This window comes from Serratia aquatilis (assembly GCF_044865145.1).
GTDB classification, from domain to species: domain Bacteria; phylum Pseudomonadota; class Gammaproteobacteria; order Enterobacterales; family Enterobacteriaceae; genus Chania; species Chania aquatilis.
The window spans coordinates 4,784,633-4,807,588 of the sequence record NZ_CP173186.1 but is presented as its reverse complement, the minus strand read 5'-3'; the positions used below and the strand labels follow the sequence as shown (position 1 = coordinate 4,807,588).

The window sequence follows — 22,956 nt, the reverse complement described above, 5'->3', positions numbered from 1 at the left end:
AAGCAACCGGTGATTTTAAAATGGGTAAGAACGTCGTCGTACTGGGCACCCAATGGGGTGACGAAGGTAAGGGTAAGGTCGTAGACCTACTGACTGAACGGGCTCAATATGTTGTGCGCTACCAAGGTGGTCATAACGCTGGCCACACTCTGGTTATCAACGGTGAAAAAACCGTTCTTCATTTAATTCCTTCAGGTATCTTGCGTGAAAACGTAACCAGCATCATCGGCAACGGTGTTGTTCTGGCTCCGGACGCATTGATGAAAGAAATGGGTGAACTCGAAGCGCGCGGCATCCCGGTACGCGAACGCCTGTTGCTCTCCGAAGCCTGCCCACTGATCCTGCCATACCATGTTGCATTGGATAATGCTCGTGAGAAAGCGCGTGGTGCCAAAGCGATCGGCACTACGGGTCGCGGTATTGGCCCAGCTTATGAAGATAAAGTGGCGCGCCGTGGTTTGCGTGTCGGTGATTTGTTCGACAAAGAAACCTTTGCTGTCAAACTCAAGGAAATCATCGAATACCACAACTTCCAATTGGTTAACTACTACAAGGTTGATGCTGTCGATTATCAGACGACGCTCGACTATGTGCTGTCTGTCGCCGATATCCTGACCTCGATGGTAGTAGATGTTTCCGAACTGCTGGATGGTGCGCGCAAGCGTGGCGACTTGATCATGTTCGAAGGGGCACAAGGCACTCTGCTGGATATCGATCACGGTACCTATCCGTATGTGACCTCTTCCAATACCACCGCGGGTGGCGTAGCAACAGGTTCAGGTATTGGCCCGCGTTATGTGGACTATGTGCTGGGCATTGTGAAAGCCTATTCTACCCGTGTGGGTGCGGGTCCGTTCCCGACCGAGTTATTCGACGAGATCGGCGAATACCTTTGCAAGCAAGGTAATGAGTTTGGTGCAACCACGGGTCGTCGTCGTCGTACCGGCTGGTTGGATGCTGTAGCCGTGCGCCGTGCGGTGCAGATCAACTCCCTGTCTGGTTTCTGCCTGACCAAGCTGGATGTCTTGGACGGTCTTAAAGAAGTGAAGATCTGTGTGGGTTATCGTATGCCGGATGGCCGTGAAATGACCACCACTCCACTGGCAGCAGAAGGTTGGGAAGGTATCGAGCCAATTTACGAGACAATGCCTGGCTGGAGCGAAACTACTTTTGGTGTAAAAGAACACAGTAAATTGCCGCAGGCAGCGCTGAACTATATCAAGCGTATTGAAGAGCTGACGGGAATACCGGTAGATATTATTTCAACGGGTCCAGATCGTAGTGAAACCATGATCCTGCGCGATCCATTCGACGCATAATCTGTAGCTAACGTCGTAAAATAAACCGGGCGTTGTCCCGGTTTATTACTCCCGTTTATTCTCCCTGAATGCGATTTCACCTCAAAAAATCCTTCCATTGACCTGGCTTAAAGTCTTCCATACGCTAAATAATTAGCTGCGAGCTCTCTGGCTGGTTTATTATCCAATAAGACATCCAAATAACATCGCTGAAAATCGGCATAATAGACGGGTAAACTAATACCCAGAGGTAGACGTGCAGTTAACAAGTTTTACTGACTATGGCCTGCGGGCATTGATCTACCTGGCATCACTGCCAGCGGACAAAATGACCAGCATCTCTGAAGTGACTGAGGTGTTCGGAGTTTCACGCAACCATATGGTAAAAATTATCAACCAGTTGAGCCGCGAAGGTTTTGTCAACGCCGTGAGGGGTAAAAACGGCGGTATTCGTTTGGGCAAAGCGGCCAATACCATCCGAATTGGTGATGTGGTACGCGCATTGGAACCACTTTCGTTGGTCAACTGTAGCCACGAATTTTGCCATATCACTCCCGCCTGCCGCCTGAAGCCCGTGCTGCGGCAGGCAGTACATAATTTCCTTGAGGAGCTGGATAATCATACTTTGGCTGAGATGGTTGAAGATAATCCACCGCTCTACAAGCTTTTGCTTGTCGAATAACGTGTGACTGAGAAGACAAGGCTCAGTAACATCCTGCTGATGACAACGGAGGAACCTCAATGTCAAAAGATCCATTTTTGGAACGAGAAGCAGAAAAATATGAATCCCCCATTCCTAGCCGTGAATTTATTCTGGCCCATCTGGCGAATCGTGAAACGCCTGCCAGCCGCGAAGAGTTGGGCAATGAACTGAATTTGTCTGGAGAGGAGCAACTGGAAGCATTACGCCGCCGCCTAAGGGCTATGGAGCGTGATGGCCAGTTAGTCTTTACCCGTCGCCAGTGCTATGCATTGCCGGAACGTCTGGACCTGTTGCGTGGCACGGTAATTGGCCACCGTGATGGCTATGGTTTCCTGCGTATTGATGGTCGTAAAGACGATCTCTATCTTTCCGCAGAACAAATGAAAATGGCCATCCATGGTGATGTGGTTCTGGCACAGCCGTTGGGTGAAGATCGCAAAGGCCGTCGTGAAGCGCGAATTGTGCGCGTGCTGGTGCCCAAAACTAGTCAGATTGTTGGCCGCTTCTTTACCGATGCCGGTACCGGTTTTGTCGTGCCCGATGATAGCCGCCTGAGTTTCGATATTCTGATCCCCGCTGACTCGGTCAGTGGCGCGCGCATGGGTTACATGGTGGTAGTTGAACTGACCCAGCGCCCAACGCGTCGTACCAAGGCTGTAGGCAAGATTGTGGAAGTGTTGGGTGACAAGATGGGGACCAGCATGGCGGTAGATATCGCCCTGCGGACCCATGAAATCCCCCATACCTGGCCGCCACAGGTTGAAAAGCAAGTCGCCGATCTGAGCGAACAGGTGCCTGAAGCTGCCAAGAAAGGGCGGGTTGATCTGCGAGATTTACCGCTGGTTACCATCGACGGTGAAGATGCCCGGGATTTCGATGATGCAGTGTACTGTGAGAAAAAACGTGGTGGCGGTTGGCGTCTGTGGGTAGCGATTGCCGATGTCAGCTATTATGTCCGCCCGCGCACTGCGCTGGATGATGAGGCCCGCAGCCGTGGCACTTCTGTCTATTTCCCTTCAGAAGTTGTCCCGATGCTGCCGGAAGTGCTCTCCAACGGTTTATGCTCATTGAATCCGCAGGTAGATCGTCTGTGTATGGTGTGTGAGATGACCATCTCTGCACAAGGCCGTCTCTCTTCGTTTAAATTCTATGAAGCGGTGATGAGCTCCCATGCGCGCTTAACCTACACCAAAGTCTGGCATATTCTGCAGGGCGATCAGGAACTGCAAGAACAATACCATCCGCTGGTGAAACACCTGCAGGAACTGCATGCGCTGTATAAAGTCCTGGATCAGGCTCGTGCTGAACGTGGTGGTATTGCCTTCGAAACCGAAGAAGCCAAATTTATCTTTAACGCAGAACGCCGCATTGAGCGCGTCGAACCAACGGTTCGTAATGACGCTCATAAATTGATCGAAGAGTGCATGATCATGGCGAACGTTGCGGCTGCACGTTTTGTTGAAAAGCACAGCGAGCCAGCTCTGTTCCGTGTGCACGATCGTCCAAGTGACGACCACATCTCAGCCTTACGCAGCGTATTGAATGAGCTGGGGTTGACCTTGGGTGGCGGCTTGAAACCGCAGCCGAAGGATTACGCCACGCTGATGGATGAAGTGTCTGAACGTCCAGATCGTGAAATGCTGCAAACCATGTTGCTGCGTTCAATGAAACAGGCGATCTACGATCCGGAAAACCGTGGCCACTTTGGCTTGGCGCTGGCCTCTTATGGCCATTTTACTTCGCCTATTCGCCGTTATCCGGACCTGTCATTACACCGCGCTATTAAGTATGTGCTGGCGAAAGAGCACGGCGAACTTACCGAGCGCTGGACACCAACAGGTGGCTGGCACAGCGATTTCGAAGAAATGCTGCAGTTGGGTGCTCACTGTTCGATGACCGAACGCCGTGCGGATGAAGCAACCCGCAACGTTGCAGACTGGCTGAAATGCGACTTCATGCAGGATCACGTCGGTGAAGTATTCAGCGGGATTATTGCCAGCGTGACCGGTTTTGGTTTCTTCGTACGTCTGAACGATCTGTTTATTGATGGTTTGGTACACGTGTCTTCGTTGGATAATGATTATTATCGCTACGACAATATTGGCCAGCGCCTGATCGGCGAGTCTTCAGGTATGGTCTATCGTCTGGGTGACACGGTGGAAATACGTGTTGACGCTGTGCACATGGACGAGCGCAAGATCGACTTTGCGTTGGTTTCCAGTACCCGCAAGCCGCGTGGTGAAGGGAAAACCGAACGTGAACGCGCCAAAAATGGTGGCCAGCGTACGCTGCGTGACGGTGCTGGATCGGGGCGTAGCCAGGCTCAGCGTAAGCGTCGTGGCGGTAAGCCGCCAGCTAACTTTGAGCCTGACAGTGCCTTCCGCAAAGAGGCGGCTAAGCCTGTAGATAAGGTGAAAAAGGACAAAAAGGCGAAAGCCAAAAAAGTGTCTGATAAAACCAAAAAGATAGCAGCGGCGACCAAAGCCAAGCGTGTCAGTAAGAAAAAAGGTACGGAACAGGGTTAACCCGCCGTACGTTATTATCCCCGGCCGGGAAATTCCCGGCCGCACTGTTAAAAGAGCATCATGAGCGAAATTATCTACGGCATTCACGCCGTCAAAGCCCTGCTAGAACGTGACCCACAGCGCTTCCTGGAAGTGTTTATTCTTAAAGGCCGTGATGACCGTCGCCTGCAACCGTTAATTGCTGAGCTGGAAGCAACCGGGATTGTAATTCAGGTCGCGAACCGGCAGTGGCTGGATGAGAAGGTGGAAGGTGCAGTCCATCAGGGCATTATTGCGCGCGTACGCGAAGGGAAGCAGTATCAGGAAAACGATCTGCCTGGCCTGCTGGAAAGCGTCGATACGCCGTTCTTGCTGGTGCTGGACGGAGTTACCGATCCGCATAACCTCGGAGCCTGCCTGCGTAGCGCCGATGCTGCCGGTGTGCATGCAGTGATCGTCCCACGCGATCGTTCTGCTCAATTGAATGCAACGGCTAAAAAAGTTGCCTGTGGCGCGGCAGAGAATGTCCCGCTGATCCGCGTAACCAATCTGGCCCGCACTCTGCGCCTGCTGCAAGAGATGAACGTTTGGGTGGTTGGCACCGCTGGCGAAGCAGATCATACGCTTTATCAAAGTAAAATGACTGGCCCGATGGCACTGGTTATGGGGGCTGAAGGCGAGGGTATGCGTCGTTTGACTCGGGAACATTGCGACGAACTGATCAGCATTCCAATGGCGGGAACCGTTTCTTCCTTGAACGTTTCGGTGGCTACCGGGATTTGCCTGTTTGAAGCAGTACGTCAGCGTAGCTGACAGCGTTACGCAGGGGGTGGGAGTTGCCACCCCTTTGATAACCAATGTTCCATCTTGTGATCCCATCTCCGGCAGAAATCCCCTTTGCGACCATAATAATTCCTGAAAAGTTAATCGGGGAGCATACTCATGGTCTGGAATACGCATAACGTTTTTAACCAACCCAAGCCCTTGGGGAACAGCAACCTTTTTCTTTCAGATACGCCTTTGCGTGAGGCGGTGCAGCGCGAGCAGGCTGGCTGGGATAGTGATGTTCTGGCTTCCCTGGGTCAACAATTGGGAACCCAGGAGTCTCTGGAATTGGGAAGGTTGGCCAATGCTAATCCACCCGAGCTGTTGCGCTATGACACCACCGGACACCGGGCTATTGGCGTATAAACATACACTTGGCTTCACCTGGCGATTAACGGTAAAGAATAGCCTGAGAGTACCATTGGCCAGGGGTAACGGTATCACTGTTCATGATGATCATGTAATAACGAGCGCCGCTGGCATTGGCTTTACGCTGAATTTCAGCTTCCACGTCCATGGGGCTGCCTCGAACCAATGCGCTGATCGTTGCCATTTTCTCCAGCCCGAAAGTCTGTGCCCGTGTGATCTCCTGTGCCTGGTCGGTTGGTGCCGGTGGTGGCTGAGGGGGAGTTTTCAGAGCACTACAGCCTGCGAGCAGGTATATCATCAATAAGGTAGGCAATGTACGGGAAAGATTCATGGCTGGCCTCTCTAGGGGGTTTTTAGCAAACAGTGTAACGCAACTGTCTGTTTTAGAGAGGAACCTATTGAGCGAAAAGTCACCTATCGTTTTTTATCGTGCTCCGAACGGTAGCCAAAGAGGGAAATAGATGATCGAAATTTACGATGAGCGGGTGGGGGAAATTGCTGTCATTCATGCTGTTCCGGCTGGGCTCTATAAGAAGCCGTTGCCAACACTCTTTTTTTACCATGGCTACACCTCATCGAAGGAAGTTTACGCCTATTTTGCCTATGCACTGGCAAAGGTCGGTTTTCGGGTCGTGTTGCCAGATTGCAAGATGCATGGGGAGCGTTTTGATGGTGACGAAGCCGGGCGCCTCGCACATTTCTGGGAGATACTCCAAAGTAACGTCGATGAGTTGCCATCAATCAAGACTCACTTTGAACAACGAGGATTGATAGACGGAGAGCGTATCGGTGTTGCAGGGGCATCGATGGGCGGTATGACGGCTCTGGGCGCATTTACCCGCTATTCCTGGATTAAGTCTGCCGCCTGCCTTATGGGCTCGGGTTATTTCACCGCTTTGGCGCAAACGTTGTACCCGCCGTTGGATGCTCAGGGTCAGCGGTTGGAGAAAACCGCCTTCGCGGCCCGTATTGCTCCTTTGGCTGCTTACGAAGTTGCGCAGCACTGGGAGAGTTTTGCTGGCCGCCCGCTGTTGCTGTGGCATGGTGAGGCCGACGATGTCGTTCCCGCTGTGGAAAGTGAACGGCTGGCTAGTGAACTCCGTCAGCGTGGGTTAGATCAACATCTGATTTATGTTACCGAACCCGATGTTCGGCATCGCATCACGCCGGGTGCTTTAGCCGCCACGACCACCTTTTTCCAGCGCGTGCTATAAAATCTTGAGGCGGGGGTAGGGCTTGAGCATACCCTCAAACATGGTCTGTAATAAATCCCACTCAGTCCTTGAGTTTCCTACCCTGCGCAAGTATGATTACGCGTCATTTTTCAGCCGCACACATACACACGTTCCTTGCTTCCATGGGCCGCGGTTGACCCTGACAGGAGGCTGAATAATCCGTAAGGAGCAATTCGATGCGTCATTACGAAATCGTTTTTATGGTCCATCCTGACCAAAGCGAACAGGTTCCGGGCATGATCGAGCGTTACAGTGCTACCATCACTAACGCGCAAGGTCAGATTCACCGTCTGGAAGACTGGGGCCGCCGTCAGCTGGCTTATCCGATCAACAAACTGCACAAAGCTCACTACGTTCTGCTGAACGTTGAAGCTCCGCAGGAAGCGATCGATGAGCTGGAAACTAACTTCCGCTTCAACGACGCCGTTATCCGTAGCATGGTTATGCGCGTTAAGCACGCGGTAACTGAAGCATCTCCTATGGTTAAAGCTAAAGACGAACGCCGTGGCGATCGCCGCGATGATTTCGCTAGCGAAACCGCAGATGATGATGCTGGGGATTCTGAAGAGTAATTGCCGCTGTGACGGCTAATCGTCTGGTGTTGTCTGGCACAGTGTGCAAGACGCCGGTTCGAAAAGTGAGTCCTTCCGGTATACCCCACTGCCAATTTGTGCTCGAGCACCGATCAACGCAGGTGGAAGCCGGATTCAGCAGACAAGCATGGTGCAGAATGCCCGTGGTTGTCAGCGGACAGCAGTCACAAGCTTTAACTCAAAGATTAACGGTCGGCAGTCAGGTTACCGTTCAAGGCTTTGTTAGCAGCCATCAAGGGCGCAACGGGTTGAACAAACTGGTCCTGCATGCCGAGCAGATTGAATTGATAGATTCTGGAGACTAGCCAAATGGCACGTTATTTCCGTCGTCGCAAGTTCTGCCGTTTCACCGCGGAAGGCGTTCAAGAGATTGACTATAAAGACATCGCTACGCTGAAAAACTACATCACCGAGAGTGGTAAAATTGTCCCGAGCCGTATCACCGGTACTCGTGCAAAATATCAGCGCCAGCTGGCCCGTGCTATCAAGCGCGCGCGCTACCTGTCTTTGTTGCCGTACACTGATCGTCATCAGTAATCGGCCACTGTCCATTAACGACTTTGAGAGGATAAGGTAATGCAAGTTATTCTGCTTGATAAAGTAGCAAACCTGGGTAGCCTGGGTGATCAAGTTAGCGTTAAAGCGGGTTATGCCCGTAACTTCTTGGTACCACAGGGCAAAGCTGTTCCTGCTACCAAGAAAAACGTTGAGTTCTTCGAAGCACGCCGTGCCGAACTGGAAGCCAAACTGGCTGACGTTCTGGCCGCAGCGATTGCTCGTGCAGCCAAGATCAACGAACTCGGTTCAGTAACCATCTCGTCTAAAGCAGGCGACGAAGGTAAACTGTTCGGCTCTATCGGTACCCGTGACATCTCTGACGCAGTGACTGCGGCAGGTGTTGAAGTTGCCAAGAGTGAAGTTCGTCTGCCGAATGGCGTTCTGCGTACTACTGGCGAGCACGAAGTGCAGTTCCAGGTACACAGCGACGTGTTCGCACAGCTGAATGTAGTTGTGGTTGCAGAAGCTTAATCGGCTTTTGCCAACCCAGTTAAAACGCCAGCCTCGTGCTGGCGTTTTGCTTTTCAACGTCTGGTGAATCGCGTTATTCTGTGGTCATCTTTTGGCCAGGAGAGGCGAAAATGGCAAAAATCAGCTTACAGCGAGTTTACGATTTCAGTGCCCCTGCTCTGGAGCATTGCTATTTGATTGACCGGCTTTGGCCGCGTGGAGTCAGTAAAGAAAGATTGCAAGGCGTAGTGTGGTTGAAACAGGTTGCGCCAGATAATGCATTACGCCAGTGGTTTCACCAGAATACCGACCAGTGGGATGAGTTTGAACTGCGCTATCGCCAGCAATTGGCGGAGAATGACGCCTGGCAGCCGCTGGTGGCGTTGTTGCAGCAAGGTGAGCCACTCACTCTGTTGTATGGCAGCAAGGACACACAGCACAACCAAGGGGTTGTACTGCGCGATTTTCTGCTGGATCAAACTAAAGGCTAACGAACACGAAGATAGCTGCCGTCCGTCTGACGACGGAACAAGGCTTCATTGCCATCTCCAACGGTGACCGAAAGCGCGGTAATCACACCGTTGGCATTGTGTTCGATACGCACTTCCTGCCCGGCTTTCAAGTTGCTGAGTGGTTTATCGTTACCCTCGATTTGTGCCATGGCAAAAACCTCGTTAACAGGCAGGTTATTGTCGCGGAACAACTGCGCCAAAGTCTGGCCAGACTGCACCTTGTAACGTTGCCAATTGTCGCTCTCAGACTGCGCTATGCTATGTTGCTGGCCATTACTCAGTAATTCTGCCTGCAACGTAACCGCACCCTCCTGGCTGGTTACCGGAAACGAACGCTGCGCGTTATCGTCAGAATACGGCCATAACAGTGAAATGAGCAGGATAGCGCCAAAAATAATCACCCAACGGCGATGAAAACAGGGCAAAGGTTCCATCCAGTGGAAGCCGTCAGGCAAGTGCCATATCTTCAGCAGTAAAGTTTTGAGTATTTTCCCCTTACTGTTTGGTGGCGGTAAATCTGACACCTCAATCGTCTCTGCTGCTTCCTGTGCAGCGTCCGGCTTCAACCGTTGGCTTAAGTTAAGCCAAGTTCGCAGCAGCGGTTGGTAGACTGGGGTGGTTTTCCTTCTCCTGGGCGCGATTCTGCCCATGGTAACCTCTCTTCAACTGCGTAAAATTGCTACTGTATAAATGGTGTATCGCCAGCCTCACTATATATTGCAACGTCGGCTTTATCCCTCTATTCCGGGAAACAAAGATACTGCTTGTATGGCTACACCTTCAAAGCCGACGAGTAATCGCCCGCGAACCGTTTGCAATTCAGGTTGGCAGAGTACATGGTGACAGCAAACGTTAACAAAAGGTTATTGTTTCTTTTTCTAAGACAAAAGTCATCATTCTCTACACAAGATTTTACCCGGCATTCTTGCGCTGTTATGCTGCGTCTTCGAATTTTTACAGACTTAAAGGAAAACCCCCATGACAAACCCTTCTTTTGATAGCGTTGAAGCGCAAGCAAGTTACGGGATTGGTTTACAGGTTGGTCAGCAATTGCAAGAATCCGGCCTGGAAGGTTTAAAGCCAGAAGCTTTGCTGGCTGGCCTGCGTGACGCGCTGGAAGGGAATGCTCCGGCGGTTCCGGTAGATGTGGTCCATCGCGCACTACGCGAAATTCACGAACGTGCAGATGCGGTTCGTCTTGAACGTCAGAAGGCGATGGCGGTAGAAGGCCAGAAGTTCCTGGATGAAAATGCCAAGCGTGATGAAGTGACGCTTACCGAGTCTGGCCTGCAATTCACCGTATTGGAACAGGGCAATGGCCCAATTCCATCACGGCAGGATCGCGTCCGCGTGCATTATACTGGCCGTTTGGTCAATGGCGTGGTCTTTGACAGTTCAGTTGAGCGTGGCCAGCCAGCTGAATTCCCGGTCAGCGGCGTGATCCCTGGTTGGATCGAAGCGTTAACGCTAATGCCGGTAGGCTCCAAATGGCAGTTATATATTCCACACAATCTGGCTTACGGCGAGCGCGGAGCGGGTGCTTCTATCCCTCCATTCAGTGCTCTGGTGTTTGACGTAGAGCTGTTGGAAATTCTGTAATCTGTTATAGCCACATATTAAGGGCGCCCTAACGGCGCCCTCTCAGTAGAATTAAGCCAATTACTAGTCTTGTAAATCAATCTGATACAGCGAAAATCCGATACTGTCGTTACCCACTGGTTTCATTGGGTATTGGGCATTTTCTTTAATAAATGCCGCAGCTTTCTCGCTGGGAGAGGTTTCAAAGCGAATATCTAGGGGCTTCGTGCTGTGTAAATTGGCAAGACGCCAGTTGTTGTCCGCTTGCGGGTGAACCGCGCCGTGTTTCTTGGTTTCCTCGCTGATGTAAGCCGCCAGTATAGAACGCGTCTCATCAGGTGAAGCAAAAGCGATGTGTTTATCACCTGTACCGGCAAACTTGCCGCCGTATGCGCGGTAATTATTGGTAGCCACCAGGAAAGTGGCATTTGGATCGATTGGCTTGCCGTTAAACGTCAGTTGTTTGATGCGCTCAGCCTGGTTATTAATCAGCTCACACTCCCCGTTGTAGCGGGCCGGTTGGCTGACGTCAATTTGATAGTTTACTCCGTCTATCACATCGAAGTTATAGCTGCGAAAACCCTCCCAGTTAATCAGCGCCTGCGGTTCACTGCTGTTAATGTCGATTTGATTAAACTGCCCGGCTGAACATTCTAGCCATTCTTTCACTTCCTTACCGCTGGCTTTAACCACGACCAAGGTATTTGGGTACAAGTAGAGATCGGCCGCATTGCGGAAGGTGAGTTGGCCTTTTTCCACTTCGGTAAAACTGGCTGGATCGTTCTTGCGGCCACCCACCTTAAATGGTGCGGCAGCGGCAAGTACCGGCAGATCTGCCAGATCCGGATCGCCCTGAATATATTGCTCAACGTAGGCTCTCTGCGCATTATTGACGATCTGGACCGTAGGATCGTCCTGTATCAAGGCCAGATAGCTGTACATGTTACCTTCAGATTTGCCGATAGGTTTGCTGACAAAGTCACGAGTCCCTTTGTGATCCTCCTTCAGTACTTTCACCAGTGCTTCATCTTCCGAGACCAGTGATTTCTTGTTTTCTGTGTCGTAAATTGGCCACGCTTGCGCTTTGGCCGAACTCACCATCCAACTACCGACATCGTTATTCAACTGCAAATCTACTACGCCCAGATGATCGCCCCACTGTCCAGGCATTACCGCCGGTATGCCGTTCAATAAGCCTTTTTCTATATCTGCACCTTTAATATTGGCAAAATCCTTACTAGGGAAAACGGCATGGGCATGGCCGAACATAATGGCGTCTATGCCAGGAACCTGGCTCAGGTAGTAAACCGAGTTTTCCGCCATTGCCTTATAAGGTGCGCTGGAAAGACCGGAGTGGGGGATGGCGATGACCAGATCGGCACCCTGTTTGCGCATTTCCGGTACATAGCGTTTAGCGGTTTCGGTAATGTCGTTGACCGTTACTTTTCCCTGCAGGTTGGCTTTATCCCAGACTAATATCTGGGGCGGTACAAAACCGATGTAGCCAATACGTAGAGTGTGCGATCCCCCGTCACGGTCTTTTACCGGGGTATCGACAATAATGTAAGGCGTGAAAAGAGGTTTTTGTGTAGCGGTATCAATAACGTTGGCGTTGATGTAGGGGAATTTGGCACCTGCGATAGCGTTTTTTAGATAGTCTAGACCGTAGTTGAACTCGTGGTTGCCGATATTACCTACCGCATAGTCCAACGTATTCATGGCCTTGTAGACGGGGTGAATATCGCCAGGTTTCAACCCTTTGGCAGCCATATAGTCGCCGAGTGGGCTGCCTTGAATAATGTCGCCGTTATCAACCAGAACGCTATTGGTTACCTGCTCGCGCGCGTACTTGATCAGGCTGGCAGTGCGGACCAGGCCGAATTTATCGGTAGCTTTATCCTTGTAGTAGTCGAAGTCCATCATATTGCTGTGCAGGTCTGTAGTTTCCAGCACGCGTAGGTCAACCGTGGCAGCCTTTACCGAAGTGCAAATCAGTAGTGTAAGGGCCGAAAATATAAGCGGATGCTTTGTCATCGTTTATCTCCATCTCATTATTATCTGAGAATGGTCTTAGAAAAGAATGCAATTATCATCAACCGTATCATCAAAATGTGAAGTTCAGCAGGTAATTACCCAGTGTTGTACCGAGATTTGCAACGTTACGACGGTAAAGACTAGAGATAATACCGCTGCTGGGCTGATTGAGATGGATATTCCAGAGAAAAAAAACTAGGCTGCGATTTAGACTGTGCCCAAAACAAACTGAGCGGGGCGGGCATGAGATAGGCCCAACCTCTTTCGACTTGTGAGTTAGCCTATATCAATCATAGTCAACGAACAGCACAGCTTATAGCTGGGGAAATTTCCCTCGGAACTGAATGTCAGAGGTGGACGATGATAGAGCAGATTTGCCAACTGTCCCGTGATGCGGGAGCGGCGATTATGGCGGTATATAACGGCGAGCAACCGATTGATATAGTGACGAAAAAAGACGACTCTCCGGTTACCGCCGCCGATCTGGCCGCGCACCATATTATCAAATGCGGTTTGGAGAAACTGACACCCAATATACCGTTACTGTCAGAAGAGGATCCCCAAGCTTGGGAAATCCGTCGTAACTGGAGCCGTTACTGGCTGGTGGATCCACTCGATGGTACCAAAGAGTTTCTGCATCGTAATGGTGAATTTACCGTAAATATTGCGTTGATCGAGGAAGGTGAAGCTGTGATGGGCGTCGTCTATGCCCCTGTGCTGGATGTGCTGTATCTGGCTGACCGCGGTAAGGCATGGAAGGAGGAGGGGGGACGACGCAGTGAGATTGGTGTGAGTAACACCCAACCCCCAGTGGTAGTGGTCAGCCGCTCTCATAGCGATGATGAATTGAGGGACTACCTGCAACAGTTAGGCGAGCATCAAACTATCGCTGTCGGATCATCGTTGAAGTTTTGCCTGGTGGCAGAAGGTAAGGCACAGTTGTATCCACGTTTTGGACCAACCAACATCTGGGATACCGCAGCAGGGCATGCGGTAGCCGTCGCTGCCGGGGCGCACATTCGTGATTGGCAGGGCAGGCCGCTAGAGTATAACCCCCGTGAGTCTTTCCTTAATCCTGGGTTCCGCGTTTCTCTGTTTTAGCCAGTGCCATGTGTCCCGCAACAAAAGTGCGGGACATTGTCTGGTAATTATTTAAGCAATTGGTGCAGCATTTCTATCACCTGCTGCACCTCTTGTGGGGTTAGTGCCCCTTCCTTGGCAAACTGAATTTTGCCCTCTTTATCCAATACAACAATTGCTGAGCTTTTCGGTTGCAGCTCCCACGCCTTTTTGACGTTGCCGTTGCTGTCGACAATGAATTGCGACCATGGAAACTCTTTCTTACTGCTTTCAAGACTGCTACGAACAAACACCGCTGTTCCGACGATAGCATCGTCGGTATTCACGATGGTCGTCGTTTGGTAACGATCATGAGGTAACTTGGCCGCTTTGATGGCTTCGATGAGTGGAGCGTTCAGGTCTTTGGCAGAGGTACGACCAGCAATATGCTGTATCACTCGCACTTTTCCAACGAGTTGTGCGCTATTCCAGTCTTGGTAGCTGAATGCCTCATTGGCGTAATTCAACTCTCCTTTGTCGCTGACACCAATAGGTGGCAGGCGCTGCTGAAGCTGGAAGTTGTGGGCACAGGCCAGCATTGGGACTAACAGCAGCGATATCATTAGCATGCTACTTCTTTTCATGCACTCTCCTGCAAAGGGTAATCACATGGGTATTACTCAGGTGTCTAAAGCATAGGTGGTCATCGGAGGTCTGTCTTGTCAGCACGATCGCAGTTTTGCTCTCTTACCCTAAATATGCTTTTTTTGAATATATATACTGAAAAAATAAAAAAATATTACATACAATTCTGTCAGGAAGTGTAAATCCAGTGCGGTAATCCGAGCGGACTTGAACAAAATAGTCTTTACTAGGTCTATTGAGAAGCAATCAAGTTGCGTTCAGGCCATAGAAGCCGCCACTTTGGCCGCTTGCTGAATGCATGGATCCATTGGGAGGAGAGTAAAATAATGAGAATCTTCCAGCGTTATAACCCACTTAAAGTCGCTATGTATGTAAAAACCCTGTTCCGGGGGCGTTTGTACATCAAGGACGTTGGGGCGTTTGAATTCGACAAAGGAAAAATACTGTTGCCGAAGATCCGTGACAAGCGCCACTTCAATGTGATGACAGAGGTCAATCGGCAAGTTTTGTTACTGCAAGCAGAGATGGGATGAAACGCGACTGAAGTACCTGCATAACAGAATAATTGCGGCCCTGATGGGGCCGCTGATGTTTCAGTCTTAGGGCATTTAAGCCTGGGGTGTTTCTTCCGAAGCCTTGGATAACACTACTGAAGGTTTATCGCTGAGACGTGTGACCAGCAATTGGTCAATTTTATAGCTGTCGATGTCAACAACTTCAAACTTGTATCCAGCATATTTAACGAAATCGGTGCGTTTCGGGATCTTACGCAGCATATACATCATGAATCCGCCGATGGTCTCGTAGTTGCCTGCCTGAGGGAACTCATCGATATGCAAGACGCGCATCACGTCTTCAATAGGAGTGCCCCCCTCAATCAACCAAGAGCTTTCGTCACGAGCAACGATCTGCTCTTCCTGGCCTTGACCAACCAAATCACCCATCAACGTAGTCATCACGTCGTTTAGAGTAATGATACCGACAACCAGCGCATATTCATTGAGTATTACTGCAAAGTCTTCACCTGCGGTTTTAAAGCTTTCCAGCGCTTCTGATAATGTCAGAGTATCCGGGACAATCAGCGCTGAGCGGATCTGCACACCACTGCTCAGAACCAGACTTTGGTTACCCAGTACGCGGTTCAGCAAATCCTTGGAATCAACGTAGCCTACTACCTGATCGATATGGCCGTCGCATACCAGAAACTTAGAGTGCGGATGAGTGGAGATCTTCTCTTTGATACTCTCTTCGCTTTCGCGCAGGTCGAAATAGATAACGCTTTCGCGGGAGGTCATCGAAGACGGCACCGTACGTGACTCCAGTTCGAACACGTTTTCTATCAGTTCATGCTCCTGTTTGCGCAGAACCCCAGCCAGAGCTCCGGCTTCCACTACCGCATAGATATCGTCGGAAGTGATGTCGTCTTTGCGCACCATCGGCAGCTTGAACAAACGGAAGATCAGGTTTGCCATGCCGTTGAAAAACCACACCAGTGGCCGGAAGATCATGATCGAGAAACGCATCGGGTTGATGATCCGGACGGCAACCGTCTCTGGTGCAATCATACCGATGCGCTTCGGGGTTAAATCCGCAAACAGGATGAACATGCTGGTTACCAGTACAAACGAACAGGTAAAGCTGACTTGTTCAGAGAGTTCATGGGGCATGAAACGATCAAACAGCAATTCAAAGGTGGGAGAAAACGCCGAATCACCGACGATACCGCCAAGGATGGCTACGGCGTTGAGGCCGATTTGCACTACGGTAAAGAAGAGTCCCGGTGTTTCCTGGAGTTTTAATACTTTGGTGGCATTAACGTTACCTTCGTCTGCCATCAATTTGAGTTTGATTTTGCGTGAAGCTGCTAAAGAAATTTCTGAAAGCGAGAAAAACGCACTCACTGCAATCAGAAAAAGAATCAGTAAAATACTGTTTAACATAGTCTATCCATTCGTGCCGACGGGATGACGGCGATCTTTCGGAGGGGTAACACAGTGTCTAAAAAGAATTGCAGGGGGCGCAAATTACCGCACACACCTGAGCTTTAAAAAATCAGAGCCGCAGAAGCGACCCGTCACAGTATAGCAGTAGCCCTGTGAGGGCCGCCAGTGGTTAAAAATTAACAGGTTAACCTTGTGGTGCCAGGCAGACTCCAATGCCACCTAGACCGCAGTAGCCCCCCGGATTCTTATGCAGATATTGTTGGTGGTCGTCTTCCGCATAGAAGAAAGGCCGGGCCGGAGCGATCTCTGTTGTGATTGCCCGCTTGTCGCCTGCCTGATCCATCGCCTGCTGGAAACGTCGCAGGCTGTTCTCCGCTTCGGCCTGTTGCTCGGCATTGGCATAATAAATGGCAGAGCGATACTGGGTGCCGATATCTCCCCCCTGGCGCATGCCCTGTGCTGGATCATGATTCTCCCAGAATACCTGCAGTAGATGCGGGTAGCTGGTTACATTGGGATCGAACACCACGCGCACCACTTCCGCATGACCAGTTTGGCCACTGCAGACTTCGCGATAAGTCGGATTTGGCGTGTAGCCACCGCTATAACCTGCTGCAGTGCTGTAAACCCCTTGCTGTTGCCAGAACAAACGCTCAACTCCCCAGAAGCAACCCATTCCGAAGATTGCCGTTTCCATTCCTTCTGGCACCATAGTCATGGAATTGCCGGTTACCTGGTTAATGCTGGCGACAGGCATCGGCGTTGAACGGCCTGGTAGCGCACTTGCCTGATCGACGTTTTGAGATTTATCAAAAGATTGCACCAAGGTAGACTCCTGTTGTCACAATAATAATCGACCTGAGAGGGGCGCTTGTCAGTTGTATCTGGTCATTTCTTTGCCCACAATAAGTCATATGTTGCATTCATGTATAAGCTTAACGCACTATTCTGGGCGTAAAAAGCCAAGAATGCGTCTTGTTTTCGGTAACAGAAGTTGCCGGATAGGCAGCGTCTGGAGTAAAGCTCTAAAGGGTGGCTATCCAAAAAGCGCAAAGCATGCCCCAGCACCAGAGCAAAGGTACTGACAGGAAAGTAGAATATTTTTGAGGAGAACCTGTGCCGCGATACCGTGTCCTTTGCGTTTTATGTGCGCTATTCGTTACGCCCTCGGTGTTTGCGGCGAATGTGCGGCTTCAGGTTGAAGGCCTGAGTGGAGAATTGGAAAGAAACGTTCGTGTGCGTCTTTCGTCGATCACACCTGAAGAGGTTAATGCCGAAGGGCGCTTTCGTGCGCGTGTAGATGCCGCTATCCGCCAGGGATTGCGGCCACTTGGTTACTACGAGCCAATTATCGATTTCACCTTCGACGATCGCCCAGAGCTTTCGCGACCAGTGTTGCGCGCTAAAGTCGATCCTGGCGAGCCTGTTCGCATTGCCGGGGTGAATATTGCCCTACAGGGTGGCGCGAGAACTGACGAAGACTACCTTCGGCTGGTCAAAACCAGCCGCCCAGCTATTGGCGACATTCTCAACCATGGTAAATATGATGGCTTAAAAAGCTCGATGACTGGGCTTGCCCTGCGTAAAGGCTATTTTGATGCGAATATGGTCAAGAGCCAGCTTGGTGTAGCGAAGGAGCTGCATAAAGCGTTCTGGGATATTGATTTCGATAGTGGTGAGCGCTATCACTTCGGCAAGGTAAAGTTTAAGGGTTCGCAAATCCGTGAAGACTACCTGCAAAATCTGGTGCCCTTTCATCAGGGGGACTATTACAGCTCAGACGATCTGGCTGAGCTGAATCGCCGTCTTTCTGCTACCAATTGGTTTAACTCTGTGGTGGTCTCGCCGGATTTCAGCGATGCCCAAGAGAAGCGGATTTTGCCGCTAGATGCATTAGTGACACCGCGTAACAGTAACATTGTGGAACTGGGGGGCGGTTTTTCTACCGATATCGGTCCACGGGTGCGGGGAACCTGGAGAAAGCCTTGGTTAAATGATCGAGGCCACAGCCTGGCAACGACGGCCAGTATTTCTGCGCCGGAACAGCAGTTGGATCTTACCTACAGAATACCTTTGCTGCGCAGCCCATTAGAGCAGTATTACCTTCTGCAGGGTGGTTTCAAACGAACCGATCTCAACGACACCAAATCTGACAGCACCAAATTGGTGGTCTCACGCAACTGGGATCTTTCCAGTGGCTGGCAGCGTGCGTTGAACTTAAGTTGGCGTCTGGACCATTTTACGCAAGGGACTGTCACCAATACTACCATGCTGCTTTATCCAGGAGTGACGTTTAACCGGACGCGCTCACGTGGCGGCCTGATGCCGGTGTGGGGTGATAGCCAACGCTATTCTCTTGATGTCTCTGATACGACTTGGGGCTCAGGGGTCGATTTTGCCCTGATGCAGGCGCAGAACGTATGGATCCGCACCTTGGGTGAGAAAAACCGTTTTGTGGCACGCGGGCAGGTAGGATGGATCGAAACCAATGACTTTGACAAAGTGCCACCAGATTTACGGTTCTTCGCCGGTGGCGACCGCAGCATCCGTGGGTACAAATTCCAAGGCATTTCCCCTCGCGGGGATGATGGTAAGCTGACTGGCGCATCCAAAATGATGACGGGCTCACTGGAATATCAGTATAACGTTACTGGCCGCTGGTGGGGGGCGGTATTTGTTGACTCTGGGCAGGCGGTTAACGATATCAAGGATAGCGATTTCAAAACCGGTGCTGGGGTAGGGGTTCGCTGGCAGTCGCCGGTAGGGCCAGTGAAACTGGACATCGCAGCACCGATTGGTGATAAAGAAACTCACGGCGTGCAGTTCTATATCGGTTTGGGGCCTGAACTATGAGCCTGATAAAAAAATGCTGTTTGGGGTTTTTGATCCTGCTGTTGTTACTGATTGGTACGGTGGCGTTTCTGCTTGGTACGACTTCCGGCCTGCACATGGTCATCAATGCGGCCACACGCTGGGTTCCTGGGTTGGAAATTGCCGCTGTTAGCGGTGGTTGGCGCGATTTGACGCTAAAAGGCGTGAAATACCAGATGCCGGGGGTTTCGGTTAATGCTGAGCAATTCCATCTCTCGCTCGATCTTTCCTGTTTAAGACACAGCGCCTTGTGCATCAATGCGCTCACTGCACAGGATGTTGATGTGGTTGTGAAAACTGCCGAAATGACGCCTTCTGCACCCGAGGTAGAAGAGAGTGCGCCGCTCACCAACCTCAGCACTCCTTATCCGATTACCTTACGTAAGTTGGCTTTGAATAACGTCAACGTCAATGTCGACGGTACAGCGATTTCACTTGGAGAATTCAGTTCCGGTGCGCACTGGCAGCAACGTGCATTCACCCTGATGCCAACCAATGTTCGTGCTTTACTGATCGCCTTGCCGAAGACACCGGTCAATCCTTTGCCAGAAGTGATTCAACCGGTTACCAGTACGAAAGAAAAGAAGGTCACGTTAACGCCGCCAACGGCAGAAAAACCGTTGGGCGAAACGTTGAAGGCGCTGTTTGCCAAACCTCTATTACCGCCACTCTCGGATATTCACCTGCCGCTTGATGTAACCATTGAGGAAATCAGCGGTGATCAGTTGCATTTGACCGGTGACACGGATGTGGCCATCACTCGGTTAGTACTACAGGGGAGCACCAAAGATCAGGATGTTCAGGTGGATCGTTTGGAGGTGAGATCGCCACAGGGCACAGTGTTCACCAAAGGTCAGGTAACACTGGCTGGTAATTGGCCCGTGGATATGACGGCTAATGGCACGCTGAATATCGATCCGCTGAAAGGCGAGAAGGTAAAACTGAACATCGGTGGGGCGCTGCGCAAAGAGCTGAACGTGGCGCTTAATCTCTCAGGGCCCGTCAGTGCACAACTTGATGGGCAAACCCAACTGGCTGAAGCGGGGTTACCATTACTGCTGACGCTGCAAAGCAAACAACTTAAATGGCCTCTGGTGGGTGAAGCACAGTATCAGGTTAATGATTTACGCCTGCGTTTTAACGGTAAAGCTGCGGATTATGCGTTGTCTACCCGAGCTGATATTAAAGGCCAGGATCTGCCACCTGCGGTGTTGACGCTGGATGGTAAAGGTAACCTTGAGCAATTCAGGCTTGAACGCTTGCGCGTGGCAGCTTTGGAAGGGAATACCGATCTCACGGCGTTGGTGGACTGGAGTAAAGCGATAAGCTGGACATCACAGCTGACGCTGAGCGGTATTAATACCGCTAGGCAATGGCCGGAATGGCCTGCACGTCTTGAGGGTAAAATAACAACCCGTGGTAGCCTGCACGGCGGTAGTTGGCAACTGCAGGTACCAACGCTGCAGCTCGATGGCAATGTGAAGCAAAACAAAGTCTTTGCACGGGGTTCACTGAGTGGGAATGCTGCCGGGCAGTGGACAATACCTGGTATCGACTTGGCTCTGGGGCGCAATACACTCAATGTAAAAGGCCAGTTAGATGAAAGGAATTGGGCACTGGATGCTACGGTCAATGCCCCCCAACTTGATGGTGCTTTACCGGGGTTGGCAGGCAATGTCAGAGGGCTGTTGAAACTGCGTGGCAATCTGCAGGCACCACAGTTACTGGCAGATCTCACCGCAACAGGCCTGCAATGGCAGGCACTCCATATCAATCGGGTGAAGATAGACGGTGATGTTCGTTCTAGCGATCAGGTTCAGGGGAAACTGGCGGTACGGGTTGAACAACTGAAGCAGGATGCGTTGCATGTTGGTCTATTGACGCTGGACGTCAGAGGCAGCGAGCGCCAGCATCGGCTGCAATTAAATGTTGAAGGTAAACCCGTATCTGGGCAATTGGCCTTGGAAGGGAGTTTTGATCGCTCACAACAACGTTGGCGCGGTAACCTGAACAATACTCGCTTCGACACACCAGTAGGTGAATGGCGCTTAACTCGTTCCATCGCGTTGGACTACCTGAATGCGCAGCAGAGGATCAGCGTTGGTCCCCATTGCTGGGTGAACCCCGATGCTGAATTATGTGTGCCGAGAACCATCGAAGCCGGTGCCAGTGGCCAGGCGAATGTGGTGCTAAACCGCTTTGATTTGGCCATGATCAAACCGTTCCTTGGGCCTGAAACCACGATGAGTGGTGTATTCAGTGGCCGTGCCGACGTGAGTTGGCAACCAGGGGGGGCATTGCCGCAGGCGAGAGTTTCGCTGGTGGGTAATGGTGTTAAGGTGGTTCAGCAGGTTCAGGGGAGCGCGTTGCCGATTGCCTTTGATACGTTAAACCTCAATGCCGGTTTGAACAATGGCCGCGCTCAGGCAGATTGGCTGATTAAGCTGGCTAATAATGGGCAGTTTAACGGCAATATTCAAATTACCGATCCACAGGCCCGCCGTGCTATCAGCGGTAATGTGAATATCACCAATGTTTCATTGGCACTGCTCAACCCGATACTCACTCAAGGTGAGAAAGCTACCGGGATGCTGAATGCCAATCTACAGTTGGGGGGAAATGCGCGTAATCCATTGGTATTTGGCCGCTTGGCACTGGATAAGGTAGGGATTGTTGGCCACTGGATGCCTTTCGATATGACCGAAGGCCGCCTGGTGCTCAACTTTAACGGCATGACCTCGACCCTTGAGGGGTTGCTAGCCACCACGCATGGGCAACTTAATCTCGCCGGTGGAGCAGACTGGCGAGATATCAATGCCTGGCAGGCGCATATTGCGGCCAAAGGTGATAGGCTGCGTGTAACAATTCCGCCGATGGTCAGAATAGACGTGTCGCCTGACCTGCTATTTGAGGCGACACCACAGTTATTCTCACTCAATGGGTCCGTGGATATTCCATGGGCGCGGATCACGGTACAGGAACTGCCTGAAAGCGCGGTGGGCATTTCTCCTGACGAGGTGATGCTTAACAATCAACTTAAACCGATCCAACCTGCGTCGGCAGGGATCTCGATTAATAGTAACTTGACGGTTCGTGTTGGCGACGACGTTCGCCTAGATGCTTTTGGTCTGAAAGCTCGTCTGCGCGGCAATCTCCGAGTCATTCAGGATAGGAATGGATTGGGCTTGAACGGTCATATTGATATCCCGTCCGGGCGATTCCATGCATACGGTCAGGATCTGATCGTGCGAAAAGGCCAACTGTTGTTCTCTGGTCCGCCAGACCAGCCCTTGCTGAATATTGAGGCGGTTCGTAACCCGGACGCAACGCAGGATGGTGTGACAGCCGGGGTGCGAGTGACTGGAATGGCTGATGCACCAAGGCTTGAGGTGTTCTCAGATCCGGCGATGTCTCAACAGGCGGCTTTGTCTTACCTGCTGCGTGGCCAAGGTTTAGGCAGCACAGGTGCAGATGGTAATGCGATGACTTCAATGTTAATTGGCATGGGGGTTGCACAAAGTGGTCAACTTGTGGGTAAAATCGGCGAAGCGTTTGGCGTAAGTAACCTGGCCCTTGATACCGAGGGAGTTGGCGACAGCTCTCAGGTAGTGGTGAGCGGCTATGTCCTCCCTGGCTTACAAGTAAAATATGGGGTGGGGATATTCGACTCGTTGGCTACGTTAACGTTGCGATACCGCCTGATGCCTAGGCTGTATCTGGAAGCGGTGTCTGGATTAAATCAGGCACTTGATGTGCTTTATCAGTTTGAGTTTTGAGCT

21 protein-coding genes and 1 pseudogene are annotated in these 22,956 nt (G+C 51.2%); 16 read left to right on the top strand and 6 right to left on the bottom strand.

From position 1 onward, the window contains the following. Positions 1–20: 20 nt before the first annotated feature. The 5 genes and pseudogenes from SAQUA_RS21775 to SAQUA_RS21755 form a co-directional block, all read left to right on the top strand. The gene (locus SAQUA_RS21775) at positions 21–1,319 is read left to right on the top strand and encodes an adenylosuccinate synthase (RefSeq protein ID WP_380676336.1); all 1,299 of its coding nucleotides are present in this window, start codon (positions 21–23) and stop codon (positions 1,317–1,319) included. Positions 1,320–1,554: 235 nt separating this feature from the next. Beyond that, positions 1,555–1,980 carry a nitric oxide-sensing transcriptional repressor NsrR gene (gene nsrR, locus SAQUA_RS21770; RefSeq protein WP_380676334.1) on the top strand — a complete coding sequence of 142 codons (426 nt, stop codon included), beginning with the start codon at positions 1,555–1,557 and terminating at the stop codon, positions 1,978–1,980. A 59-nt stretch (positions 1,981–2,039) separates the two neighbouring features. Further along, entirely contained in the window at positions 2,040–4,526 is a 2,487-nt protein-coding gene (gene rnr, locus SAQUA_RS21765; RefSeq protein ID WP_380676332.1) for a ribonuclease R, read from the top strand. Between the two features lie 60 nt (positions 4,527–4,586). After that, positions 4,587–5,318 carry a 23S rRNA (guanosine(2251)-2'-O)-methyltransferase RlmB gene (rlmB, locus tag SAQUA_RS21760; protein ID WP_380676330.1) on the top strand — a complete coding sequence of 244 codons (732 nt, stop codon included), beginning with the start codon at positions 4,587–4,589 and terminating at the stop codon, positions 5,316–5,318. Positions 5,319–5,447: 129 nt separating this feature from the next. Continuing rightward, positions 5,448–5,681 (top strand): annotated as a pseudogene (locus tag SAQUA_RS21755) (isovaleryl-CoA dehydrogenase); the annotation flags it as partial. 40 nt (positions 5,682–5,721) lie between these two features. Here SAQUA_RS21755 and bsmA read toward each other — a convergent pair. After that, complete coding sequence (bsmA, locus tag SAQUA_RS21750; RefSeq protein ID WP_380676328.1) at positions 5,722–6,030, bottom strand: biofilm peroxide resistance protein BsmA; 309 nt, start codon at positions 6,028–6,030, stop codon at positions 5,722–5,724. A 130-nt stretch (positions 6,031–6,160) separates the two neighbouring features. On the opposite strand from bsmA, the gene yjfP reads away from it, so the two are divergent. The 6 genes from yjfP to SAQUA_RS21720 all read left to right on the top strand — a co-directional run bounded on the left by yjfP (position 6,161) and on the right by SAQUA_RS21720 (position 9,026). Continuing rightward, positions 6,161–6,913 carry an esterase gene (yjfP, locus tag SAQUA_RS21745; RefSeq protein WP_380676326.1) on the top strand — a complete coding sequence of 251 codons (753 nt, stop codon included), beginning with the start codon at positions 6,161–6,163 and terminating at the stop codon, positions 6,911–6,913. A 197-nt stretch (positions 6,914–7,110) separates the two neighbouring features. Continuing rightward, on the top strand, positions 7,111–7,506 hold the full coding sequence (gene rpsF, locus SAQUA_RS21740) for a 30S ribosomal protein S6 (protein WP_037404458.1): 396 nt from the start codon (positions 7,111–7,113) through the stop codon (positions 7,504–7,506). Between the two features lie 8 nt (positions 7,507–7,514). Then, on the top strand, positions 7,515–7,832 hold the full coding sequence (priB, locus tag SAQUA_RS21735; RefSeq protein ID WP_380676323.1) for a primosomal replication protein N: 318 nt from the start codon (positions 7,515–7,517) through the stop codon (positions 7,830–7,832). A 4-nt stretch (positions 7,833–7,836) separates the two neighbouring features. Then, a complete protein-coding gene (rpsR, locus tag SAQUA_RS21730; protein ID WP_000135199.1) occupies positions 7,837–8,064 on the top strand; it encodes a 30S ribosomal protein S18 in 228 nt (75 codons plus the stop codon). Between the two features lie 39 nt (positions 8,065–8,103). Then, positions 8,104–8,556 carry a 50S ribosomal protein L9 gene (gene rplI / locus SAQUA_RS21725; protein WP_317694293.1) on the top strand — a complete coding sequence of 151 codons (453 nt, stop codon included), beginning with the start codon at positions 8,104–8,106 and terminating at the stop codon, positions 8,554–8,556. 110 nt (positions 8,557–8,666) lie between these two features. Further along, the gene (locus tag SAQUA_RS21720) at positions 8,667–9,026 is read left to right on the top strand and encodes a DUF488 domain-containing protein (RefSeq protein WP_380676308.1); all 360 of its coding nucleotides are present in this window, start codon (positions 8,667–8,669) and stop codon (positions 9,024–9,026) included. Here SAQUA_RS21720 and SAQUA_RS21715 read toward each other — a convergent pair. Beyond that, complete coding sequence (locus SAQUA_RS21715; RefSeq protein WP_380676306.1) at positions 9,023–9,697, bottom strand: OapA family protein; 675 nt, start codon at positions 9,695–9,697, stop codon at positions 9,023–9,025. The genes SAQUA_RS21720 and SAQUA_RS21715 overlap by 4 nt on opposite strands. Positions 9,698–10,025: 328 nt before the next feature. On the opposite strand from SAQUA_RS21715, the gene SAQUA_RS21710 reads away from it, so the two are divergent. Next, a complete protein-coding gene (locus SAQUA_RS21710; RefSeq protein WP_380676304.1) occupies positions 10,026–10,646 on the top strand; it encodes a peptidylprolyl isomerase in 621 nt (206 codons plus the stop codon). Positions 10,647–10,709: 63 nt separating this feature from the next. On the opposite strand, the gene SAQUA_RS21705 is transcribed toward SAQUA_RS21710, so the two are convergent. After that, a complete protein-coding gene (locus SAQUA_RS21705) occupies positions 10,710–12,659 on the bottom strand; it encodes a bifunctional 2',3'-cyclic-nucleotide 2'-phosphodiesterase/3'-nucleotidase (protein WP_380676302.1) in 1,950 nt (649 codons plus the stop codon). A gap of 360 nt (positions 12,660–13,019) precedes the next feature. On the opposite strand from SAQUA_RS21705, the gene cysQ reads away from it, so the two are divergent. After that, positions 13,020–13,760 carry a 3'(2'),5'-bisphosphate nucleotidase CysQ gene (cysQ, locus tag SAQUA_RS21700; RefSeq protein WP_380676300.1) on the top strand — a complete coding sequence of 247 codons (741 nt, stop codon included), beginning with the start codon at positions 13,020–13,022 and terminating at the stop codon, positions 13,758–13,760. Positions 13,761–13,807: 47 nt separating this feature from the next. Here the strand turns inward: cysQ and SAQUA_RS21695 are convergent, their stop codons facing one another. Next, a complete protein-coding gene (locus tag SAQUA_RS21695) occupies positions 13,808–14,362 on the bottom strand; it encodes a YtfJ family protein (protein ID WP_380676298.1) in 555 nt (184 codons plus the stop codon). A 327-nt stretch (positions 14,363–14,689) separates the two neighbouring features. Between SAQUA_RS21695 and SAQUA_RS21690 the strand changes: the two genes are divergently transcribed. Further along, positions 14,690–14,896 carry a DUF1107 domain-containing protein gene (locus SAQUA_RS21690; RefSeq protein WP_380676296.1) on the top strand — a complete coding sequence of 69 codons (207 nt, stop codon included), beginning with the start codon at positions 14,690–14,692 and terminating at the stop codon, positions 14,894–14,896. Positions 14,897–14,971: 75 nt separating this feature from the next. Here SAQUA_RS21690 and SAQUA_RS21685 read toward each other — a convergent pair whose 3' ends face one another. Together SAQUA_RS21685 and msrA are read right to left on the bottom strand one after the other, a co-directional pair. Continuing rightward, entirely contained in the window at positions 14,972–16,303 is a 1,332-nt protein-coding gene (locus SAQUA_RS21685) for a hemolysin family protein (RefSeq protein WP_380676294.1), read from the bottom strand. 187 nt (positions 16,304–16,490) lie between these two features. Further along, entirely contained in the window at positions 16,491–17,129 is a 639-nt protein-coding gene (gene msrA / locus SAQUA_RS21680) for a peptide-methionine (S)-S-oxide reductase MsrA (protein ID WP_380676292.1), read from the bottom strand. 293 nt (positions 17,130–17,422) lie between these two features. Between msrA and SAQUA_RS21675 the strand changes: the two genes are divergently transcribed. Both SAQUA_RS21675 and SAQUA_RS21670 read left to right on the top strand, forming a co-directional pair. Further along, on the top strand, positions 17,423–19,159 hold the full coding sequence (locus SAQUA_RS21675) for an autotransporter assembly complex family protein (RefSeq protein WP_380676290.1): 1,737 nt from the start codon (positions 17,423–17,425) through the stop codon (positions 19,157–19,159). Further along, the gene (locus tag SAQUA_RS21670; protein WP_380676288.1) at positions 19,156–22,953 is read left to right on the top strand and encodes a translocation/assembly module TamB domain-containing protein; all 3,798 of its coding nucleotides are present in this window, start codon (positions 19,156–19,158) and stop codon (positions 22,951–22,953) included. The genes SAQUA_RS21675 and SAQUA_RS21670 overlap by 4 nt, the downstream gene beginning before the upstream one ends. Positions 22,954–22,956: the final 3 nt, after the last annotated feature.

Excerpts from the sequence above, each read along its gene's own strand:
- SAQUA_RS21775 (WP_380676336.1), top strand. The coding sequence starts at position 21 with ATGGGTAAGAACGTCGTCGTACTGGGCACCCAATGGGGTGACGAAGGT.
- rnr (WP_380676332.1), top strand. The coding sequence starts at position 2,040 with ATGTCAAAAGATCCATTTTTGGAACGAGAAGCAGAAAAATATGAATCC.
- rlmB (WP_380676330.1), top strand. The coding sequence starts at position 4,587 with ATGAGCGAAATTATCTACGGCATTCACGCCGTCAAAGCCCTGCTAGAA.
- bsmA (WP_380676328.1), bottom strand. The coding sequence starts at position 6,030 with ATGAATCTTTCCCGTACATTGCCTACCTTATTGATGATATACCTGCTC.
- yjfP (WP_380676326.1), top strand. The coding sequence starts at position 6,161 with ATGATCGAAATTTACGATGAGCGGGTGGGGGAAATTGCTGTCATTCAT.
- rpsF (WP_037404458.1), top strand. The coding sequence starts at position 7,111 with ATGCGTCATTACGAAATCGTTTTTATGGTCCATCCTGACCAAAGCGAA.
- rpsR (WP_000135199.1), top strand. The coding sequence starts at position 7,837 with ATGGCACGTTATTTCCGTCGTCGCAAGTTCTGCCGTTTCACCGCGGAA.
- rplI (WP_317694293.1), top strand. The coding sequence starts at position 8,104 with ATGCAAGTTATTCTGCTTGATAAAGTAGCAAACCTGGGTAGCCTGGGT.
- SAQUA_RS21720 (WP_380676308.1), top strand. The coding sequence starts at position 8,667 with ATGGCAAAAATCAGCTTACAGCGAGTTTACGATTTCAGTGCCCCTGCT.
- SAQUA_RS21715 (WP_380676306.1), bottom strand. The coding sequence starts at position 9,697 with ATGGGCAGAATCGCGCCCAGGAGAAGGAAAACCACCCCAGTCTACCAA.
- SAQUA_RS21710 (WP_380676304.1), top strand. The coding sequence starts at position 10,026 with ATGACAAACCCTTCTTTTGATAGCGTTGAAGCGCAAGCAAGTTACGGG.
- SAQUA_RS21705 (WP_380676302.1), bottom strand. The coding sequence starts at position 12,659 with ATGACAAAGCATCCGCTTATATTTTCGGCCCTTACACTACTGATTTGC.
- cysQ (WP_380676300.1), top strand. The coding sequence starts at position 13,020 with ATGATAGAGCAGATTTGCCAACTGTCCCGTGATGCGGGAGCGGCGATT.
- SAQUA_RS21695 (WP_380676298.1), bottom strand. The coding sequence starts at position 14,362 with ATGAAAAGAAGTAGCATGCTAATGATATCGCTGCTGTTAGTCCCAATG.
- SAQUA_RS21690 (WP_380676296.1), top strand. The coding sequence starts at position 14,690 with ATGAGAATCTTCCAGCGTTATAACCCACTTAAAGTCGCTATGTATGTA.
- SAQUA_RS21685 (WP_380676294.1), bottom strand. The coding sequence starts at position 16,303 with ATGTTAAACAGTATTTTACTGATTCTTTTTCTGATTGCAGTGAGTGCG.
- SAQUA_RS21670 (WP_380676288.1), top strand. The coding sequence starts at position 19,156 with ATGAGCCTGATAAAAAAATGCTGTTTGGGGTTTTTGATCCTGCTGTTG.